18 protein-coding genes and 1 riboswitch are annotated in these 15,971 nt (G+C 66.8%); of the genes, 1 reads left to right on the top strand and 17 read right to left on the bottom strand.

Annotation, left to right across the window (positions count from 1 at the left end):
* Nucleotides 1-4: 4 nt before the first annotated feature.
* Genes cobM through cbiE form a run of 3 tightly spaced genes read right to left on the bottom strand, consistent with a single transcriptional unit; the run spans nt 5 to nt 2,351 of the window.
* Nucleotides 5-790: a precorrin-4 C(11)-methyltransferase gene (gene cobM / locus AC1VVK_RS23810; RefSeq protein WP_482905640.1), complete on the bottom strand. Its 786-nt coding sequence runs from the start codon at nt 788-790 to the stop codon at nt 5-7.
* Nucleotides 787-1,155, bottom strand: coding sequence for a cobalamin biosynthesis protein (locus AC1VVK_RS23805; RefSeq protein ID WP_482905639.1), 369 nt, complete (start codon nt 1,153-1,155; stop codon nt 787-789). Before AC1VVK_RS23805 ends, cobM begins: the two co-directional genes overlap by 4 nt.
* Complete coding sequence (gene cbiE / locus AC1VVK_RS23800; protein ID WP_482906766.1) at nt 1,152-2,351, bottom strand: precorrin-6y C5,15-methyltransferase (decarboxylating) subunit CbiE; 1,200 nt, start codon at nt 2,349-2,351, stop codon at nt 1,152-1,154. The genes AC1VVK_RS23805 and cbiE overlap by 4 nt, the downstream gene beginning before the upstream one ends.
* Between cbiE and AC1VVK_RS23795 the strand changes: the two genes are divergently transcribed.
* Complete coding sequence (locus AC1VVK_RS23795; protein WP_482905638.1) at nt 2,350-3,120, top strand: cobalt-precorrin-6A reductase; 771 nt, start codon at nt 2,350-2,352, stop codon at nt 3,118-3,120. The genes cbiE and AC1VVK_RS23795 overlap by 2 nt on opposite strands.
* On the opposite strand, the gene cobJ is transcribed toward AC1VVK_RS23795, so the two are convergent.
* From cobJ to AC1VVK_RS23725, 14 genes are all read right to left on the bottom strand, one after another.
* Entirely contained in the window at nt 3,084-3,845 is a 762-nt protein-coding gene (gene cobJ, locus AC1VVK_RS23790; RefSeq protein ID WP_482905637.1) for a precorrin-3B C(17)-methyltransferase, read from the bottom strand. The genes AC1VVK_RS23795 and cobJ overlap by 37 nt on opposite strands.
* Complete coding sequence (gene cobI, locus AC1VVK_RS23785) at nt 3,842-4,570, bottom strand: precorrin-2 C(20)-methyltransferase (RefSeq protein ID WP_482905636.1); 729 nt, start codon at nt 4,568-4,570, stop codon at nt 3,842-3,844. Before cobI ends, cobJ begins: the two co-directional genes overlap by 4 nt.
* Nucleotides 4,567-5,196: a precorrin-8X methylmutase gene (locus tag AC1VVK_RS23780; protein ID WP_482905635.1), complete on the bottom strand. Its 630-nt coding sequence runs from the start codon at nt 5,194-5,196 to the stop codon at nt 4,567-4,569. The genes cobI and AC1VVK_RS23780 overlap by 4 nt, the downstream gene beginning before the upstream one ends.
* Nucleotides 5,196-6,347, bottom strand: coding sequence for a cobalamin biosynthesis protein CobG (locus AC1VVK_RS23775; RefSeq protein ID WP_482905634.1), 1,152 nt, complete (start codon nt 6,345-6,347; stop codon nt 5,196-5,198). Before AC1VVK_RS23775 ends, AC1VVK_RS23780 begins: the two co-directional genes overlap by 1 nt.
* Before the next feature lie 178 nt (nt 6,348-6,525).
* Nucleotides 6,526-6,747: riboswitch (cobalamin riboswitch) on the bottom strand.
* Nucleotides 6,748-6,839: 92 nt separating this feature from the next.
* Entirely contained in the window at nt 6,840-8,237 is a 1,398-nt protein-coding gene (locus AC1VVK_RS23770) for an efflux transporter outer membrane subunit (protein ID WP_482905633.1), read from the bottom strand.
* On the bottom strand, nt 8,237-9,370 hold the full coding sequence (locus tag AC1VVK_RS23765; protein WP_482905632.1) for an HlyD family secretion protein: 1,134 nt from the start codon (nt 9,368-9,370) through the stop codon (nt 8,237-8,239). The genes AC1VVK_RS23770 and AC1VVK_RS23765 overlap by 1 nt, the downstream gene beginning before the upstream one ends.
* A gap of 17 nt (nt 9,371-9,387) precedes the next feature.
* Nucleotides 9,388-11,079: an efflux MFS transporter permease gene (locus AC1VVK_RS23760; protein WP_482905631.1), complete on the bottom strand. Its 1,692-nt coding sequence runs from the start codon at nt 11,077-11,079 to the stop codon at nt 9,388-9,390.
* A gap of 110 nt (nt 11,080-11,189) precedes the next feature.
* Nucleotides 11,190-11,402 carry a hypothetical protein gene (locus tag AC1VVK_RS23755; protein WP_482905630.1) on the bottom strand — a complete coding sequence of 71 codons (213 nt, stop codon included), beginning with the start codon at nt 11,400-11,402 and terminating at the stop codon, nt 11,190-11,192.
* A gap of 2 nt (nt 11,403-11,404) precedes the next feature.
* Nucleotides 11,405-12,145, bottom strand: coding sequence for a DUF899 domain-containing protein (locus tag AC1VVK_RS23750; protein WP_482905629.1), 741 nt, complete (start codon nt 12,143-12,145; stop codon nt 11,405-11,407).
* On the bottom strand, nt 12,135-12,620 hold the full coding sequence (locus tag AC1VVK_RS23745) for an SRPBCC family protein (RefSeq protein ID WP_482905628.1): 486 nt from the start codon (nt 12,618-12,620) through the stop codon (nt 12,135-12,137). Before AC1VVK_RS23745 ends, AC1VVK_RS23750 begins: the two co-directional genes overlap by 11 nt.
* Nucleotides 12,617-12,979, bottom strand: a complete 363-nt coding sequence (locus AC1VVK_RS23740; protein ID WP_482905627.1) for an ArsR/SmtB family transcription factor — start codon at nt 12,977-12,979, stop codon at nt 12,617-12,619. The genes AC1VVK_RS23745 and AC1VVK_RS23740 overlap by 4 nt, the downstream gene beginning before the upstream one ends.
* A gap of 108 nt (nt 12,980-13,087) precedes the next feature.
* The gene (locus AC1VVK_RS23735; RefSeq protein WP_482905626.1) at nt 13,088-14,470 is read right to left on the bottom strand and encodes a transporter; all 1,383 of its coding nucleotides are present in this window, start codon (nt 14,468-14,470) and stop codon (nt 13,088-13,090) included.
* Nucleotides 14,471-14,495: 25 nt separating this feature from the next.
* A complete protein-coding gene (locus AC1VVK_RS23730) occupies nt 14,496-15,248 on the bottom strand; it encodes a hypothetical protein (RefSeq protein WP_482905625.1) in 753 nt (250 codons plus the stop codon).
* Between the two features lie 9 nt (nt 15,249-15,257).
* On the bottom strand, nt 15,258-15,938 hold the full coding sequence (locus AC1VVK_RS23725; protein WP_482906765.1) for a C39 family peptidase: 681 nt from the start codon (nt 15,936-15,938) through the stop codon (nt 15,258-15,260).
* Between the last annotated feature and the right edge of the window lie 33 nt (nt 15,939-15,971).

Here is a 15,971-nt window from a genome sequence, read left to right as displayed (position 1 = left end):
GGCCTTATTCGCTCGAATTCGCGTATTGCGAGTCCGCGTTTTGCGGCCGGAAGCGGCGATCGTAACCTTTCGCGTACAGGCTGCTTTCGCCGAAACCCTCGGCATCGAGGACGCGGCCCACGAGGATGATCGCGGTGCGTTCCATGCTCCCGGCCACCGCCGCGCCGATCGTACCGAGCGTGGCCTGTACGATCCGCTGGTCCGGCCAGCTTGCCCGCCAGACCACGGCAACTGGGCAGTCGGCGCCGTAAAACGGGGTGAGGTCTCTCGTCACCTGGTCGAGGTTGTGGATCGAGAGGTGGATGGCGAGCGTCGCGCCGGTGGCAGCGAAATTGGCGAGGCTTTCCGCTGGAGGCATCGTGCTCGCCCGGCCCGGCGTGCGGGTCAGCACCAGCGACTGCGCCAGCGCCGGCAGCGTCAGTTCCGTTTCAAGGGCAGCAGCAGCAGCGGCGAAGGCCGGCACACCGGGAGTCACCGTGAAAAGAATATCCAGCGCGCGAAGCCGGCGCAGTTGCTCCCCCATTGCGGACCACACCGACAAGTCGCCCGAATGCAGCCGCGCCACGTCGTGTCCGGCCGCATGGGCGGCGGATATCTCCGCAACGATGGCATCGAGGTCCATGGAGGCGGTGTTGACGATCCGCGCGCCTGGCGGGCAGTGGCCGAGCACGGCCTGCGGGATCAGCGATCCGGCATAGAGGCACACCGGGCTCGCGGCGATCAGGTCTCGGCCGCGCAGGGTGAGAAGATCGGGTGCACCGGGCCCGGCACCGATGAAGTGAACTGTCATAGCAATGCTCCTTGGGCGATGGCGCAGGTCGCCATGCGATCGCGTGAAATCTGGCGCCGGGTGAGGAGGCGGGGCTGACGCGCCCGCAACGCGGCAAGCGCGCAGGCCTCCGCCACACTGCCAAGGCCTCGGGCCACCTGTGAGGCCGCGGAGGCGGTCATCGTGTGCACGCCCGCAAGGTGCTCGGGAGTGATGGCAATCACCGGCAGGGACAACAGGTTCGCCAGTTCGGCCAGCCCGTCGGCTTTGTCGGCAAGGGTGGCCAAGTGCGTAACCGGCGGCGCATGTTCGCGCGCCAACTGGAACGCCGAGCACAGCGCGAGGACATTCGCCCCGGATCGGAAACCGAAACCGGCAACGATCACAGCGTCACGCTCCACTGAACGACCGGATAGCGCGACCGCCAGCCCCGCCGACTGCCAAGCGGCACGGCATCAGCGAGTTCGATGCGCACCAGATCGCCGCCCCGCCGCCCGTGCCATTCTGCCAGCAGGGCTTCGGATTCGAGCGTCACCGCATTGGCCACGAGCCGCGTTCCGGCGAGCAGGCGCGCCGACAGGGTTTCGAGCAGCGGCCCTGACAATCCGCCGCCGATGAACACGGCGGAAGGCGGCGGACCTTGCGGAAGCGTCTCCGGGGCGCGGCCAAGGACGAGTTGCAGCCGGTCGACACCAAGCGCGAGCGCGTTGGCCTTTGCCCGCTCGGCGCGCAGGATGTCTGCTTCCACGGCGATGGCCTGGTTGGCCGGATGGGCCAGCAGCCATTCGATCGACACCGATCCCGATCCCGCGCCGATATCCCAGAGGACTTCGCCCGGTCTTGGGGCCAGCGCGGCCAGTGTCAGCGCGCGCAGGGGGCTCTTGGTGATCTGGCCATCGTGATCGAACAGAGCGTCGGGCAGGCCGCTGGTGGAGGGCATGGCGCTGGCCTCTCCCCGAACCTCGACGCCCACCGCGACCGGGTGGGCGATGTCGGTGAAGTCCCAGTTTTCGGCCTGTCCGGTCCGAACCCGTTCGCGCGGGCCGCCAAGAGCTTCCAGAGCATGAATGGTGGAGGCCCCGAAGCCGAGTTCGCTCAGATAGGCGGCGAGCCGCACCACCGCCGCGCCATCGCGCAGCAAAACCAATACGCGCCCGCCGGACGCCAGATGCGGCCGCAGCCGTTGCAGCGGCGCCGCGTGAAGGCCAAGGCAGGGCGTGCTTTCGATCGCCCACCCAAGCCGCGCGGCGGCTAGCCCGAACGTGGACGGTGCGGGATGCGCTACCCATTCGCCCGGCTGGAGATGACGCGTCACGCTGGTTCCGGCGCCGAACCAGAATGGATCGCCCGAGGCCAGCATCACGACCTTGCGCCCCCGATTGGCGAGCAGTTGCTCCACGCCGTCCGCGAACGGCACTGGCCATTCGATGCAGGCAGCGTTAGGCGTACCGAGCAGGGCAAGATGGCGGGCCGCGCCCATCACGAGGTCGGCTTGGTCCAGCGCGGTCCGGCTCGCCGCGCAAAGCCCGTCGATGCCATCCTCGCCGATGCCGACGATGGTCAACCAGGGGGACGAGTTCATGTCAGCCAAGCCGAACGTCCTCCTGCTGGGCGGCACGACCGAGGCGAACACGCTCGCGCGCGCACTGGCCGAGCATGACATTGACGCCACCTACAGCTACGCGGGTCGCACCGAGAGCCCGCGACCGCAGCCGATTGCCGTACGCGTCGGCGGGTTCGGCGGCGTGGAGGGGCTGGCGGCCTATCTGCGCCGGAATCGCATCACCCATCTTGTCGACGCCACGCATCCTTTCGCGGCGACCATGAGCGCCAACGCAGTGACGGCGGCCGCTCTCACAGGTGTCGCCCATGCCGCCTTCACCCGCCCTGCGTGGCAGCCCGAAATTGCGGACCGCTGGACTCGCGTGGCGGATATCGCAGCGGCCGTCGATGCCCTTGCCGGACCGCCCCGACGGGTGATGCTGGCGCTCGGCCGGATGCACGTCGACGCTTTCGCCGACCGGCCGCAACATCACTACCTGCTGCGCTTCGTCGATGCGCCGGATTCGCCGCCGAAGCTGCCCGACTTCAGCCTCGTGGTGGACCGGGGGCCGTTTGGCGTCGAGGCGGACCTCGAGTTGTTGCGGCACCATGCCATCGACCTCGTCGTCTGCAAGAATGCGGGGGGTACCGGCGCCAGCGCAAAGCTGATCGCGGCGCGGCAATTGGGCTTGCCAGTACTGATGATCGACCGCCCGGTCCTGCAGCACAGGCTCGAATTGCACGGGTCGCAGGATGTCCTTCGGTGGCTCGGTCACGAGGCATCCTCCGGCACTGAGCGCGGGGTGTAGAGGATCGGCGCGCCGGGTCGTTCGATGATCCGGGTGCGGCTGGATCCGACGATGACCATCGTGCGCATATCCGCCATTTCCGCCCGCGCCTCGCGAAGCGGGACGATCCGGAGGACTTCTTCCGGCGTGGACACCGCGCGGGCGAAGAGGACCAGCCGGTCATCTCCGCAGGCTTCGCGCAGAACCGTAAGCGCCTTGGCGAACCCCTCCGGCCGCGCGCGTGAGCGGGGATTGTAGAACGCCATCGCAAAGTCGGCCTCGGCCGCGAGCCGCAGCCTTTTCTCGATCACCGGCCAGGGCTTGAGGTTGTCGGACAGATTGATCGCGCAGAAATCATGACCGAGCGGCGCTCCGGCGCGGGCTGCTGCCGCCAGCATCGCGGTGATGCCGGGCAGCACCCGGATATCGAGTTTGCGCCAGTGCGCCGGGCCGTCCTCCAGCGCCTCGAACACGGCGGCAGCCATCGCGAAGACTCCCGGATCGCCCGAGGACGCGACCAGCACCCGGCGACCCTGCGCGGCAAGGTCCAGCGCCATGGCCGCCCGCTCAAGCTCCACGCGGTTGTCGGATGGGTGAAGCACCAGCCCTTCACGCGGCGCAACCCGCGCCACATAGGGACCGTAGCCCACTACATCGGTCGCCTCGGCCAGCGCCTGCGTGGCTTCGGGCGTGACGAGCGCCTCGTCCCCGGGCCCAAGGCCCGCGACCGCGATCCATCCGCTCACGGTCTGCGTCCCTGACCGTGGATGAGCAGGATCGAGAAATAGGGCGCGACGTTCTCGGCATCGACAAGCCGGGTCACCCGCTGCTCGGGCATGGCCGCATATTCTACCAGCCACGCCGCATCCTCGCGTCCGGCGGCAGCCACCGCGCGGCGCAGCTTCGGCAGATTGCGGCCGATCTTCATCACCACTAGCGCATCGGTATCGTGGATACGGCGCGCCAATTCCGTTTCGGGCAGCGTCGCCATCGCGACGGTCAGCACATCGTCTCCCCAGGTGATCGGCAGCCCGGTCGCGTTCCAGGCGCCAGCCATGCCGGTGATGCCAGGCACGACTTCCACCGGCACCCGCCCGGAGAGCCGGCTGTGCAGGTGCATGAACGAGCCGTAGAAAAACGGATCCCCCTCGCAAAGCACGACGACGTCCTCGCCGCCGCGCGCAGCCTCCGCCAGCCGTTCCGTGCAATCCGCATAGAAAGCCTGAAGGCAGGCATTGTAAGCGGGATCGTCGAGCGGAATTTCTGTCGTGACCGGGTATTCCATCGCGATTTCGACCGCATCGGTCCGCAGCAGGCTGTCGACGGTACTCCGCGCCCGACCCGCGCGTCCCTTTTTGCGGAAATAGGCGATTTGCCGCGTGCCGCGCACGAGCCGGTCGGCGCGCACGCTCAGCAGGTCCGCCGCACCGGGGCCGAGGCCGACGCCGTGGATGGTTCCTGACGCGCTCATTCCGCGCGGCTCGCCAGTGCGTTGACGGCCGCCACGGTAATGGCGCTCCCACCAAGCCGTCCCTCGACGATGCAGCAGGGAACCGGTGCGGTCAGCCACAAGGCATGCTTGGACTCGGCCGCGCCGACGAAGCCCACCGGGCAACCGATGATGGCCGCCGGGCGGGGGCAGTCGGGGTCCTCAAGCATGTTGAGCAAGTGAAACAGCGCGGTCGGCGCGTTGCCGATGGCGACGATCGCGCCGCCGAGATGTGGCCGCCACAGTTCCAGCGCCGCCGCCGAGCGGGTGTTGCCGATCCGGTGCGCAAGGTCCGGCACTTCGGCATCGCCGAGGGTGCAGATGACCCCGTTGTAAGCTGGCAGGCGGGCGCGGGTAATGCCTTCGGACACCATCCGTGCATCGCAGAGCACGGGCGCTCCCGCAGCCAGCGCGGCGCGCGCGGCGACTGCAAAGCCGGCGGAAAAGCGGATGTGCGCGGCCAGTTCGACCATGCCTGCCGCGTGTATCATGCGGACGGCAACGGGCTCCTCCTCGGCGGAGAAGCGGGCAAGGTCGGCTTCCGCGCGTATGGTGGCAAAGGACTGGCGGTAGATCGCCGCGCCGTCCTTTTCATAATCGTAAGGCATCAAGCGACTCCAAAATGGGCGAGGAGGTCTGCGGCATTCAGACCCGAGCGAAGGGGCGGAGAACCGGCGCACGCGCTGAAGGAAAGGTCGTAGGCACCCTCGCGCCCGGTCACGACCACATCGGCGGCACCGGGATGGGCGCAGCCCTTGGCACAACCCGAAACGTGCAGGTGCCCGGCGACATGCGGCGCAAGGCGGGCGGCGAGCGTCCGGGTCTCGACACTGGCTTGCGGGCAGTCGGGCGCGCCGGGGCAGGCATCGGCGCGCAGCAGCGAATGGTGGGGATCGATCGACAGGCCTTCGTGCTCGATCGGCCCGCCCCCCTCAGTCAGAAGGATGCGCCAGGGCGACGTACGAATGCCCGCCACGCCGGAGTCTTGCGCCAATCGCAGGAAGGCTTGCGCGCTCACGCGCCCGAACGGCAGGCCATAGGCGGTGCCCATCGCGTGACGGCCGGGGACGGGCAGGGGCGCGGCGAGCCCGGGGGCGGCGGTTCCTGTCGCCCAGTCCGGCAAGGGCGCGGAATGGCGTGCCATGCGGCCCGCACTTGCTCCGCCGCTTGCCATGAACCAGCGCGTCAGATCGATCAGCGCGGTGACTTCCCGGCCCGGCGCCAGTCCTATGCCGGTAGAGCGTCCATCGGCGCGCAGCAGGAGCATGCCGTCGCGCCCGCGCTCGATCCGGAAATCGCCGGGTTCGGCGGACAGCATCGGCACAGGTCCGGCGTCGATGACGAAACCGGCCTTGCCCGGTAGTACGGGCAATTCGTCGAGGCGCTCGTCCAGTTCGCGAGCGATGCGATGGGTATCCTCGCCGGGGCGCCCTGCGGGCGAGACGAGGATATTGCGCCGGGCTTCGCGTGTTGCGTCCGCATCCACGAGGCCGGTCTCCAGCAACCGGTCGAGCAGGCGCGGCCATTCGGCCTCGCTCACACCGCGAATTTGCAGGTTCGCGCGGCGTGTAAGGTCAAGCGCACCCGACCCATGCGCGAGCGCCGCTTCGCCCAGAGCCACGGCCTGAGCGGGCATCAGGCGGCCGAGACGCGGCTTTACGCGGACCAGCAGCCCGTCTCCCGCCATCATCGGGCGCCAGGCATCGGGGCACCATCCCCTTACCGTGCCGCCGCTTCGATCCCCTTCCAGCGGACCCAAAATCGCTCTCCGCGCGCCGGGCGAACGAAGGCGGGGCATACCGACATGGCCGGCCGACGCGCGGCGATGGGCAGGCGCGAACTACGCCCACCACCACGCGACCGTGCAGCCCCAGCCACACAGCTTCGTCGCCCAGACGGAGAAGAACCGTGCCATGACCATCCCCTGGGTCAGGGCAAGAGCGACCAGTGCGCCGGCAGGTCTCCTGGCTCGCGGGTCACAGCTTGATACACGCCTTCCCAGACCGGCAACGCGCCGGTCCAGTGGCTGCCCTTAAAAGGGCGTGTGCATCGCGCTATCCGCTTACAGTTGCAGGGACAGCCGCGGATTTGGGGGCTACACCCCCGCACCGCATTCCCGATTAAGCCCCTTCGGGGGCACCGGCACGATCATGTCCGGCAACAGGCACGCCTGTCACCTTGCCGCCGCTCTATCGAATTGGCTCTGCCAAGCCAATAGCCGATCCATAGTCGTCGCGAGCGCGATCACGCGCTACGGCGAGGCTTCCAGCCCTGCGACCGCATCGCGGCTCCAGCCGCCGCCCATCGCCAGATAGAGCGATACCCGTGCCTGCAACGCCGCCGTCCGCGCCTGCACGAGGTTGAGTTCCACGTTGAGCAGGCCGCGCTGGGCAACCAGCTGTTCAAGATAGGGCGAATAGCCCTCGCGGCGGCGGTTGGTGGCAAGGCGCAGGCCTTCGGCGTCTGCCGTGCGCTGGGCGGCCAGGATGGTCATGAGTTCGTCCGCTTCCCGGGCCGAGCCAAGCGCGTCCTCCACCTCGCGAAAGGCGGTGAGCGCGGCCTTGCGGTAGGCCAGCGCGGCATTGTCCCGCTGGGCGGCGGCGCTTTCGGCCCCGGCGCGCAGCCGTCCGCCTTCGAAGATCGGCGCAAGGATGCTGCCACCCAGAGACCACACTCCGATCGGATCACCCACCAGCAGCGAGGACCATACCAAGGCGCCGGAGCCGGTGAGTTGAAGCTGCGGCAGGAAACGCTTGCGGGCAGCGGCGAGCGACTTGTCGGCGGCAGCCAGTTGCAGCTCGGCCTGCGCCACGTCCGGTCGGCGCGCCAAGAGCTGGGACGGCAGGCCTTCCGGGATCACCGGCTCTGTCAGCAGGGCGAGCGAAGTGGCGCGCGCGACGCCGCCGGGCACGTTCCCTGCGAGCAGGCGCAAGGCATTTTCCTGCCGCGCCGTGGCTTCGCGCAAGGAGGGGATCAGTTGGGCGGTGGCCTGATACTCGGCCTGTGCCTGCGCAAGGTCCAGACGCGGCGAATAGCCCGCGCCGACCCGGCGCTCTGCCAGTTGCAGTTCCCGGCGCCGCGCGTCCAGCGTCTGTTGGGCAATGGCAAGCTGCGCGTCGAGGCCGAGCAAGGCGATATAGCCGTTTGCCGCCGTCGCCGCGACCGAGAGGCGGATTGAATCCCGCGCTGCCTGGCTGGCCAGCCACCCCGCGCGCGCCGCTGCCTGCTGGTCTGCCAGACGCCCGAAAATGTCTGCTTCCCACGCCGCCTGCACGCCCGGCTGCGCGATCTGCTGCACCTCTGCAACCCCGAAGGCATCGATGCTGCGCGAATCCGATGCCGAGGCTGCCGCGTCGACCGTGGGCAGCAACTGCGCATGGGCCAGCCGTTCCTGCGCGCGCGCGTCGCGGATGCGGGCGGCGGCCTGCGCGATGTCGATGTTGCGCGCCAGAGCCGCTTCGACGAGTGCGGTAAGCTGCGGGTCGCCGAAGGCCTGCCACCATGCGCGGTCGAGCGGCGCAGTCGGCCCTGCGTCGGTTCGCCACTCTGCGGGCGGGACCACGGGCTCCACGGGCGCGAGGGCTACAGGCGGTCCCGCGCAACCGGCAGTCAGCGCCAGCAGGCTTGCGACGATGGCAAGGCGCCGCATCAATCCCTCGTCGACACGGTGATCTCCACCGACATGCCCGGCCGCAGCCGCTGCGTGAGGGCCTGCCCGGGATCGATCTTGATCCGCACCGGAATGCGCTGCGCCACTTTCACGAAGTTGCCGGTGGCGTTGTCCGCCCGGAGCACCGCGAATTCGGAGCCGGTGGCGGGCGCGATATCCTGCACATGGCCCGTCAGCCGCGCGCCGCCCAGCGCGTCCACGCGAAAATGGGCCCGCTGGCCCACGCGCATGTCCCGCGTCTGCGCCTCCTTGAAGTTGGCGATGATCCACATGTCGTCCGGCACCAGGAACATGAGCTGCGTGGCCGCCGAGACATAGGCGCCGTTACGCACGCCGATTTCCGAAAGGCGCCCGTCCACCGGCGCGCGGATCACCGAATTGTCGAGGTCTATCTGTGCCAGATGGAGCTGCGCCTGCGCCGCTTCCACCGCCGCCTGAAGACCGCCCCGGCCGACGATCACCGATCGCACGTCCTGACCGCCGATCGCGCGCGAGGCGCCGGCCTGTCGCACCGCCGCTTCTGCGGCGAGCAGGGTGGCCAATGTCTGGTCGCGCTCCCGCTCCGAGATCGAGCCGTCCGCCACCAGTGCATCGGCCCGCTTCATGTCGGCCCGCGCCCGAACGAGCTGCGCTTTGGCGCTGGCGATCCCGGCTTCCTGCCCCAGCAGCGCCGCCTCGCGCGAGCGCTGGCTCTGTTCGGAATTGGACAGCGCTGCGATCTGCCCGGCAAGGTTGGCCTTCGCCTGCTCGACCCGCGCCTGATAGATGCGCCGGTCGATCGTCGCCAGCACCTCTCCCGCCTTCACATGCTGGAAATCGCGCACCGGAACCGAGGTGACATAGCCGTTCACTTGCGGGCTGATGACCGTCACTTTGCCGCGAACATTGGCATTGTCGGTCCGCTGCGACCATCCCGCGAAGGGCGGCAGGTCCCAGGCATACAGGATGGAAAGCACGCCCAGCACCGCCAGCACGACGATCGCGGCCACGGTCCAGCGGCTCTTGACCGGGGGGCTCCAGCCCGCCGGGGGATTGATCTGGGTATCGACGCCGCTCGCGCCGTTCCCAGCAGTATCGGCCCCAGCCGTATCGCGTTCTCCACTGCCTTCCACGCCAGCCCTCTGCTTTCTCAATCCCGATCCGCCGGAGGTCCACCCGCGGCCGCTGCCGCCTGCGCAGCGCTGCGCGCCTGCATTTCGCGCTGGAGCAGGATGATCGGCGATTCCTCCCTGCGTCGCCGGATGCCCAGACGAATGGTGATGCCCCACACGACCGCCGCCACCGCCAGCCAGCCGGAGAGCAGGAAGACGTCGTTGTAGGCGAGGATATTCGCCTCTCGCGCCACTTGCTGCGACAGCAGCGCCACCCCTTCCGCCGAACGCAGCACCGGATCTCCCACCACGCTGGAAAACGCGCCTCCCCCCGCGCGCAGGCGATCCGCCACTTGCGGGTTGGTCATGACGATGCTCTGCACCAGCTCGTGCGAATGGTACTTCTCGCGCAGGGTCTGGAACGTGCCCAGCAGCGCGGTTCCGACAAGGCCGCCCACGCTCTGGCTCATGCCGAACAGCACGACGAAGCTCACCATGTTCTTGCCGCCGCCCAGCAGCGCCCGCGCAAAACCGATAGCCACCGTCTCGGCCAGGAACAGCATCGCGGCGAAGCCGATCAGCGCCTGGCTGAAATAGAGGTTCGCCGGGCGCGTAAGATTGGTGGAATTGGCGTCCATGAAGGAGCCGATTGCAATCAGCACCACCGCCAGGTTGATCAGGCGCCCGGGATGCGCGGGGTTGAACATGGCCAGAGCGAACAACAGCCCGGCGATGGAGGCCAGCACGATCAGGCCGTTCAGGATCACCATCTGGTCGTTGATCATGCCTACCGTGTTGAGCAGGCCCACCGAACCGAATGTCTGTTCGGACAGCAGGATGCGGACGGTGGCCGCCACCGCGAACAGGCGCAGCATCTCCCGCGTGCCGATCCAGCGCGTGTTGATCAGCGGGTTGCTGCGGAAATGCTCGTGGATGAAACCGGCGGAGATCAGCGCCACGCTGGCCGCCAGCGACCAGCCCATCCACGCCCGCTCTGTCCACCATTCGATGCGCCCTTCGGACAGGACCGCGATCAGCAGCCAGAGGCCGGGCGCGAGCATCGTGAACGCCACGAAATCGAGCCGCTCGAACGCCTTGATCCGCTCACTGGGCGGCAGCGGCAGCGTCATGATCGCCGCCAGCGTGACCAGCGCCAGCCCCAGTTCGAAACGGTAGAGCATGTGCCAGTCGCCCGAAATCAGCAGGCCGGGGGACATCATGCGCGCCAGCGGCGTCGTGAGCTGCGATACCGAAAGGCCGATCATCGCCCCCATGCTGCGCTTGGCCGGAGACATGCCCTGCGTAAGATAGAGCGTGGTCAGGGTGGAGAGCCCGGCACCCGCAAGCCCGCTGACCGCGCGAACCGCCACCGAACTCCAGAACCCGTGGACCAGCAGGTGCAGCATGGTGGTAACGGCGTAGACCACCATGATGTGGCGGATGAAGGTCTGCAATCCGAACTGCTGGCGGAACTTCACCAGCAGCAGGTTCGCGGTGACGTTGGTCATCAGGTAGGCGGCGGTGAGCCAGGCGCTTTCGTTGGTATCCAGCCCCAGCGTGCCTTGCGCGAAGGCAAGGTTGACGGTGACCAGCGCATTGGCCAGCCCGCCGGTGATGCCGACAAGGATGCCGATCAGGAAATAGAGGCGACGGCGGATATCCGGATGATCGGGATTGGCGGGTGAGCCGGCCAGCGTGGGGCGCTCATGTGGTTTGAACTCATAGTCCATCCCGTTCCTTGCCCATTACCCCAGCGGCTGTGACGCGAATCCGCGGCTCCGTGCTGAATCGAAGACTGGCCTGCTTCGCCCGCAAAGACAAGCAGCTAGGCCCAGGTGCGTCATCCACAGATCGATTGCATCGCCTGCATGAGAACGCTTTGCCTGCCTTGCCCATTCTCCCGCGTTTGCGCGGCGGCGGCCAGCACGGCAGCGGGGAGGGCCAAGAGCATCGCGCCGCTGCCGATCAGCATCCATCGGGGATAGCCGCGCAGCCGCCGCCAGAATCCGGCGACGGCTGCCGCGATAAGTGCCACGAGGCCGCAGCACAGCATTGTCAGGCGCCTGCTGGGGCGGTCACTCGGGTACGGCCGTCATCGGGGTAACTGTCATGCCGGCGCACCCAGTCGCCAAGATTGCCGCCGTCGTGCTCGTTGCGTCCCTTGGGCACCATGTCCAGCCAGCCATAGGCGGCCACTACGGTCTCGTTCCCGCGCGCATAGCTGGAATAGGTGTGGTAGATCGCGCCATCCTCGTCGCGGAAAAACACGCTGGCGCCCGGAAGGTCGCTGATTTCAGGATCGGGTTGTTGCTGGAAATTGTAGAACACGCCGTTCCGCCGCTCTTCATCGGCGAACGAGACGTGGAAGTCGTGATTGAAGTCATTGCCGCCCGATGAGACCCAGGTGAACTGCCAGCCCATCCGCTGGCGATAGGCCTCCAGCTTCCCGATCGGTGCGCGGGACACGGCGACCCAGCTGACATCGTTATGCTCGAAATGTTGACGCGCGCCGTCGATCTGGTCAGACAGGAACGAGCAACCGGCGCAGCCTTCTTCCCATCCGGGCGCGAACATGAAGTGGTAGACGATCAACTGGCTGCGCCCGTCGAACAAGTCGGCCAGCGAGACAGGACCGTCCGGCCCTTCGAAGACATAGTCTTTCTCTATTCTCACCCAAGGCAGCGCCCGGCGTTTTGCCGCCAGGCGGTCACGTTCATGCGTCCAGGCTTTCTCTTCGGCGAGCAGAGCGCGCGAGGCTTCGATCCATTCGGCCTGAGAAACGATTTCATGCTTCATCGTCCGTCTCCACGACTGGCGCAAAATGGCGCACCAACTTGTCGAGCGAGCCGCTCCAGCCGTCCGCGTGGCTGGCCCGCGACACCTCGTTCTGCAATCGGGCATGGGTGAAAGTGAGTTCAGTGCCGGCGCCGCTGTTGCTGCCCGCATTGATCTCGATAGGGCGTAGAGCGATCTCGATCCGCGAGACCGCGCCGTTTTCTTCCGGTTCGCCGCCTTCGGTCCAGCGAAAGCTCATGACGAGGCGGTGGGGCGGGTCGACTTCCAGATATTCGCCGTCGCTCTCGTGCTCGGTGCCGTCGAGCATGCGGAAGCGGACCCGGCAATGCCCGCCGACACGCACGTCCGTCTGCGCCATCAGGACCGCCCCGGCATCCGGCCCCCACCACGCAGCGATGCCGTCCGGCGTGGTCAGCGCGTCGAACACGATCGATGGGCGCGCAGCAATTCGACGGACGAGGGTCAGCGAGGTCATAGGTCGTTCTTTCCGATCCCGCCGGTCTCGATTTCGCGGGCCCTGGCCTCCTCGGCCTCGGCATAAGCGGTCAGCCGATCAAGGCGCGCCGACCAGAAGCGCTCGTAGCGACCGAGCCAGTTCATCGCTTCCTCCATGGGCGCAGGCGCGAGCCGGACCGAGACGGTGCGTCCTTGCTTCGTCCGCGTGATGAGCCCGGCGTCGATCAGGACGTCGAGATGCTTCATCACGGCGGGCAGCTTGATGGGGAAAGGATCCGCCAGTTCACTGATCGACAAGCCGTCATGGCCTTCCAGCCGTGTCAGGATCGCCCGGCGGGTGGGATCGACCAGCGCTGCAAAAGTGCGGTCTAGACTCAATTCAAAACACTTCACCATATGGTGAACTATCTGCGCCGCGGGCGGAGTTGTCAAGAACGGGGCAGGGCTTTCAAGAACGGGCAGCGGGTGCCCGTTCGGTTCGTGCCTCTATTGGAAGAAGGTGATCGGAATCCGAAGGCCAGTCTGAAGATCGGGCGCGTCTTCCGTAACGCCCATTTCCACGGTCCAGTTGACCGTCGTACGCTGGCTGACGCGATAGCTGAGGCCGAACAGGAAACGCCCGATCTGAAGATCGCGGGTCTTAGTCGTAAGCGGATCGCCGTAGGTCTGGATCCCGTTCTGGATCTCGATCGGGCGAAGGGTGCTCTTGGTGCCGAAAAGCCAGTTGTGCGCGTAGGCAAAGCTGATCGACGTACGTTCGTTGAGCGCGAGGCCGACGCCAAGGGTCATGCTGGGGCCCGAACCGGGCTTCACGTGATCGATCTGCGCGTCGCTGATCCGCGTGTTCACGTTCTTGCCGAAATTCTGGTTGTAACCCAGCACGCCGAATATCGTGGCCGGATCGGACGGCATGATGACCGTCACGCTGGGCTCCACCCCCCAGAAGCCGAAGCCTGTCGCCGCTTTGGTTGCATTGCCCAGCGCATCGCGGGGAACTCCGTACGGATCGGAGCCGGTGGGTGCCACGACCTGCAAATTGGCCGTCAGGAACGGCCAGCCGTGCGTTCCGTTGTTGATCTGATAGCGGGCCAGCATCTGGATGTCGCCCAGCCCCGATCCGTTTGCGGACGTGTTCACGGTTCCGGTGCCCGATTGCGGCGGGTTCTGTACGAGTGGAACCAGGACTGCCGTGTCGTCCCGATAGACCCACGGGACCTGAACGCCCACTTCGATGCGGTTGGTCAGCCCGTAGCGTACCGTGGCTGCGGCAGTGAGAACGTCCTGCCGGCTTTCATTGATGTCGAAGACGCCCACCAGCACGGATTGCGGGATTTCGATACCGCGAAACACGAAGCGGTTGCGGTCGTCACGCGTATATTCGAACGTGGGCTCGATCGTGAGGCGGCCTGCCTTGGTCAGGACGCTGCCTTGCGCCGCCAACACGGCGACTTCCTGCGGGCGCGGCCGCTCGGTCGGCTTCTCGCCTACGCTGGTCAGGGAGTCGGACGATTGGGCTCCCGGCTGAGTGGCGGGCTGAGCCGCGTCGGATTGCGGGGCCAATGCCAGCGACGATGTCGAGGGGACGGGCGAAGGGCCCTGCCCGAACTGCGGGCCGGGAATGCCCCTTGCGCGCATGGCATCCAGCAAGGAATCCTGAAGCTGGCGAAGCTGCAATTCCTGCGCGTCGAGAGCGTGGCGCTGATCTTCTATCGCGCGGCGCTGAGAGTCTATCTGTGCCTGAAGCTTGGCTAGATCCGGCGCCGTGCGCTTTGCCGCATCGGCTGTGCTGCCATCCGGTTCGGTTTCAGCCAGAGCCGGCCGGGGCAATATTGCGAACAGCACGACGGTGCTTGCCAGAAAGCCTCTCATCAACCCTCCCCACTATCGCGTTCATCTAGCGAATGCCGCGACCCGCTGTATCAAGAGCAATCGAATCCGCCCGCAGCAACGAGTTGCCGACGAGAATTCCGGAGTTGGGCACCGCGACGTTGATCGTGACCACGGTGTCTATGGTTCTGTCGTTGGCTGTATTTGCAACAATACTTCCGGTTAAGCTACCAATCATTTGACGCAATTCAAGCGAATTTCCGTTCAGAATCACTTGCGAACCGCTGTCGTTCTTGACGAGTTGCACCGATCCCGATGGGGTCAATACGGCCGGACCATTGGGAGTCAGCGAGACCTGCTGCTCCCCCGCCACGGGTTGGATCGTCGTCGTTGCATCTCCGACGTGGACGACGACCCCGCCGGCCGTGCCGGTTCCCGTGCCCGAGGAACTGACGGCGCCGGTGCCGTTGCCAACGAATACTACCGGTGTACCCGTATCGCTATTGAGCACGCTGCGCAGCGCCAGCGTTCCGTTCACCAAAGTCTGGATATCCACGCCGACCACCACGTCCATGCCGTTCGGCAGTTCGAAACCGCCGCGCATTGCATCGAGTTCGGTGTCCGTCAGGGTTGCGGCTGCCCCGAACAGGGGGCTCCCCGGATCACGGTCGGCAGACATCGCGCTCGTACCGGGGGCGGAGAGGGGCGAGATCGGACCCGACTGGGGATCCAGATCTGCCGCGGCGTGGCTCGGGCTGGCGATGCCTGCCGCCAGCAGACCTCCTGCAATCCACCAGCTGCCTGCGCGCCACGATGCCACTGCCACCTCCTACATCACGAACGGATAGGGCTGGGCGCGGGTGAGTTCGAGGGCCTGCAGGCTGGCAGGCTCCATCATCTCGGTCACCCGGCTTCGCGGGGCGAGGGCCCATTCCTCCTTGCGGCCAAAGCTGCTCTTGCCGCGCTCCAGCCCATCGGCGAGCGCGAACAGGATGCCGTTCCACATCGAACTGAATTGCTTCGCGTCGATCAGGCGGATGCCCAGCGAAGGATCGCCGATCAGGACTTTGCCGTCCTCCACGCCCTTCACCACGACGAAATGCTTGTAACCCTTCAGATTGATCAGCGCGATGCCGGGCACTTCGGTCCGCTGGATATCGGCCAGCGTCACGACATAGCCGTTTGCCTTAATACCGCGCGCATTAAGGTAGCGCTTCATGTCCAGCAGGGAAAAGCCCAGACGCTTGATCTGTTCGCGGTCCCCCTCGTTCCACATGCCCACGAAGATGCTCTGCTCGTTCTGAAGGTCGCCATAATGGTACCGCAGCAGGGTCGCGAGCGCCGCCGATCCGCAGCTGAAATCGTACCGTTGGCGCACCACTGTCAGAAAGCGGCGTTCGGCCATGCTCTTGACCGGCAACGCATAGTCGCCCGCGGCAAGGCTGAGGGTGGAACCGGTTGGAGGTATCGGATGACTGGCACAGGCCGTCAGCAGCATGCCGGTAGCCATCACTAGGCAGGCCGCGCCGCGACTGATCCCTTT

Source organism: Novosphingobium sp. BL-S-32, assembly GCF_056857055.1.
The sequence above is the reverse complement of the archived record's forward strand: the minus strand, read 5'-3'. Positions and strand labels throughout refer to the sequence as shown.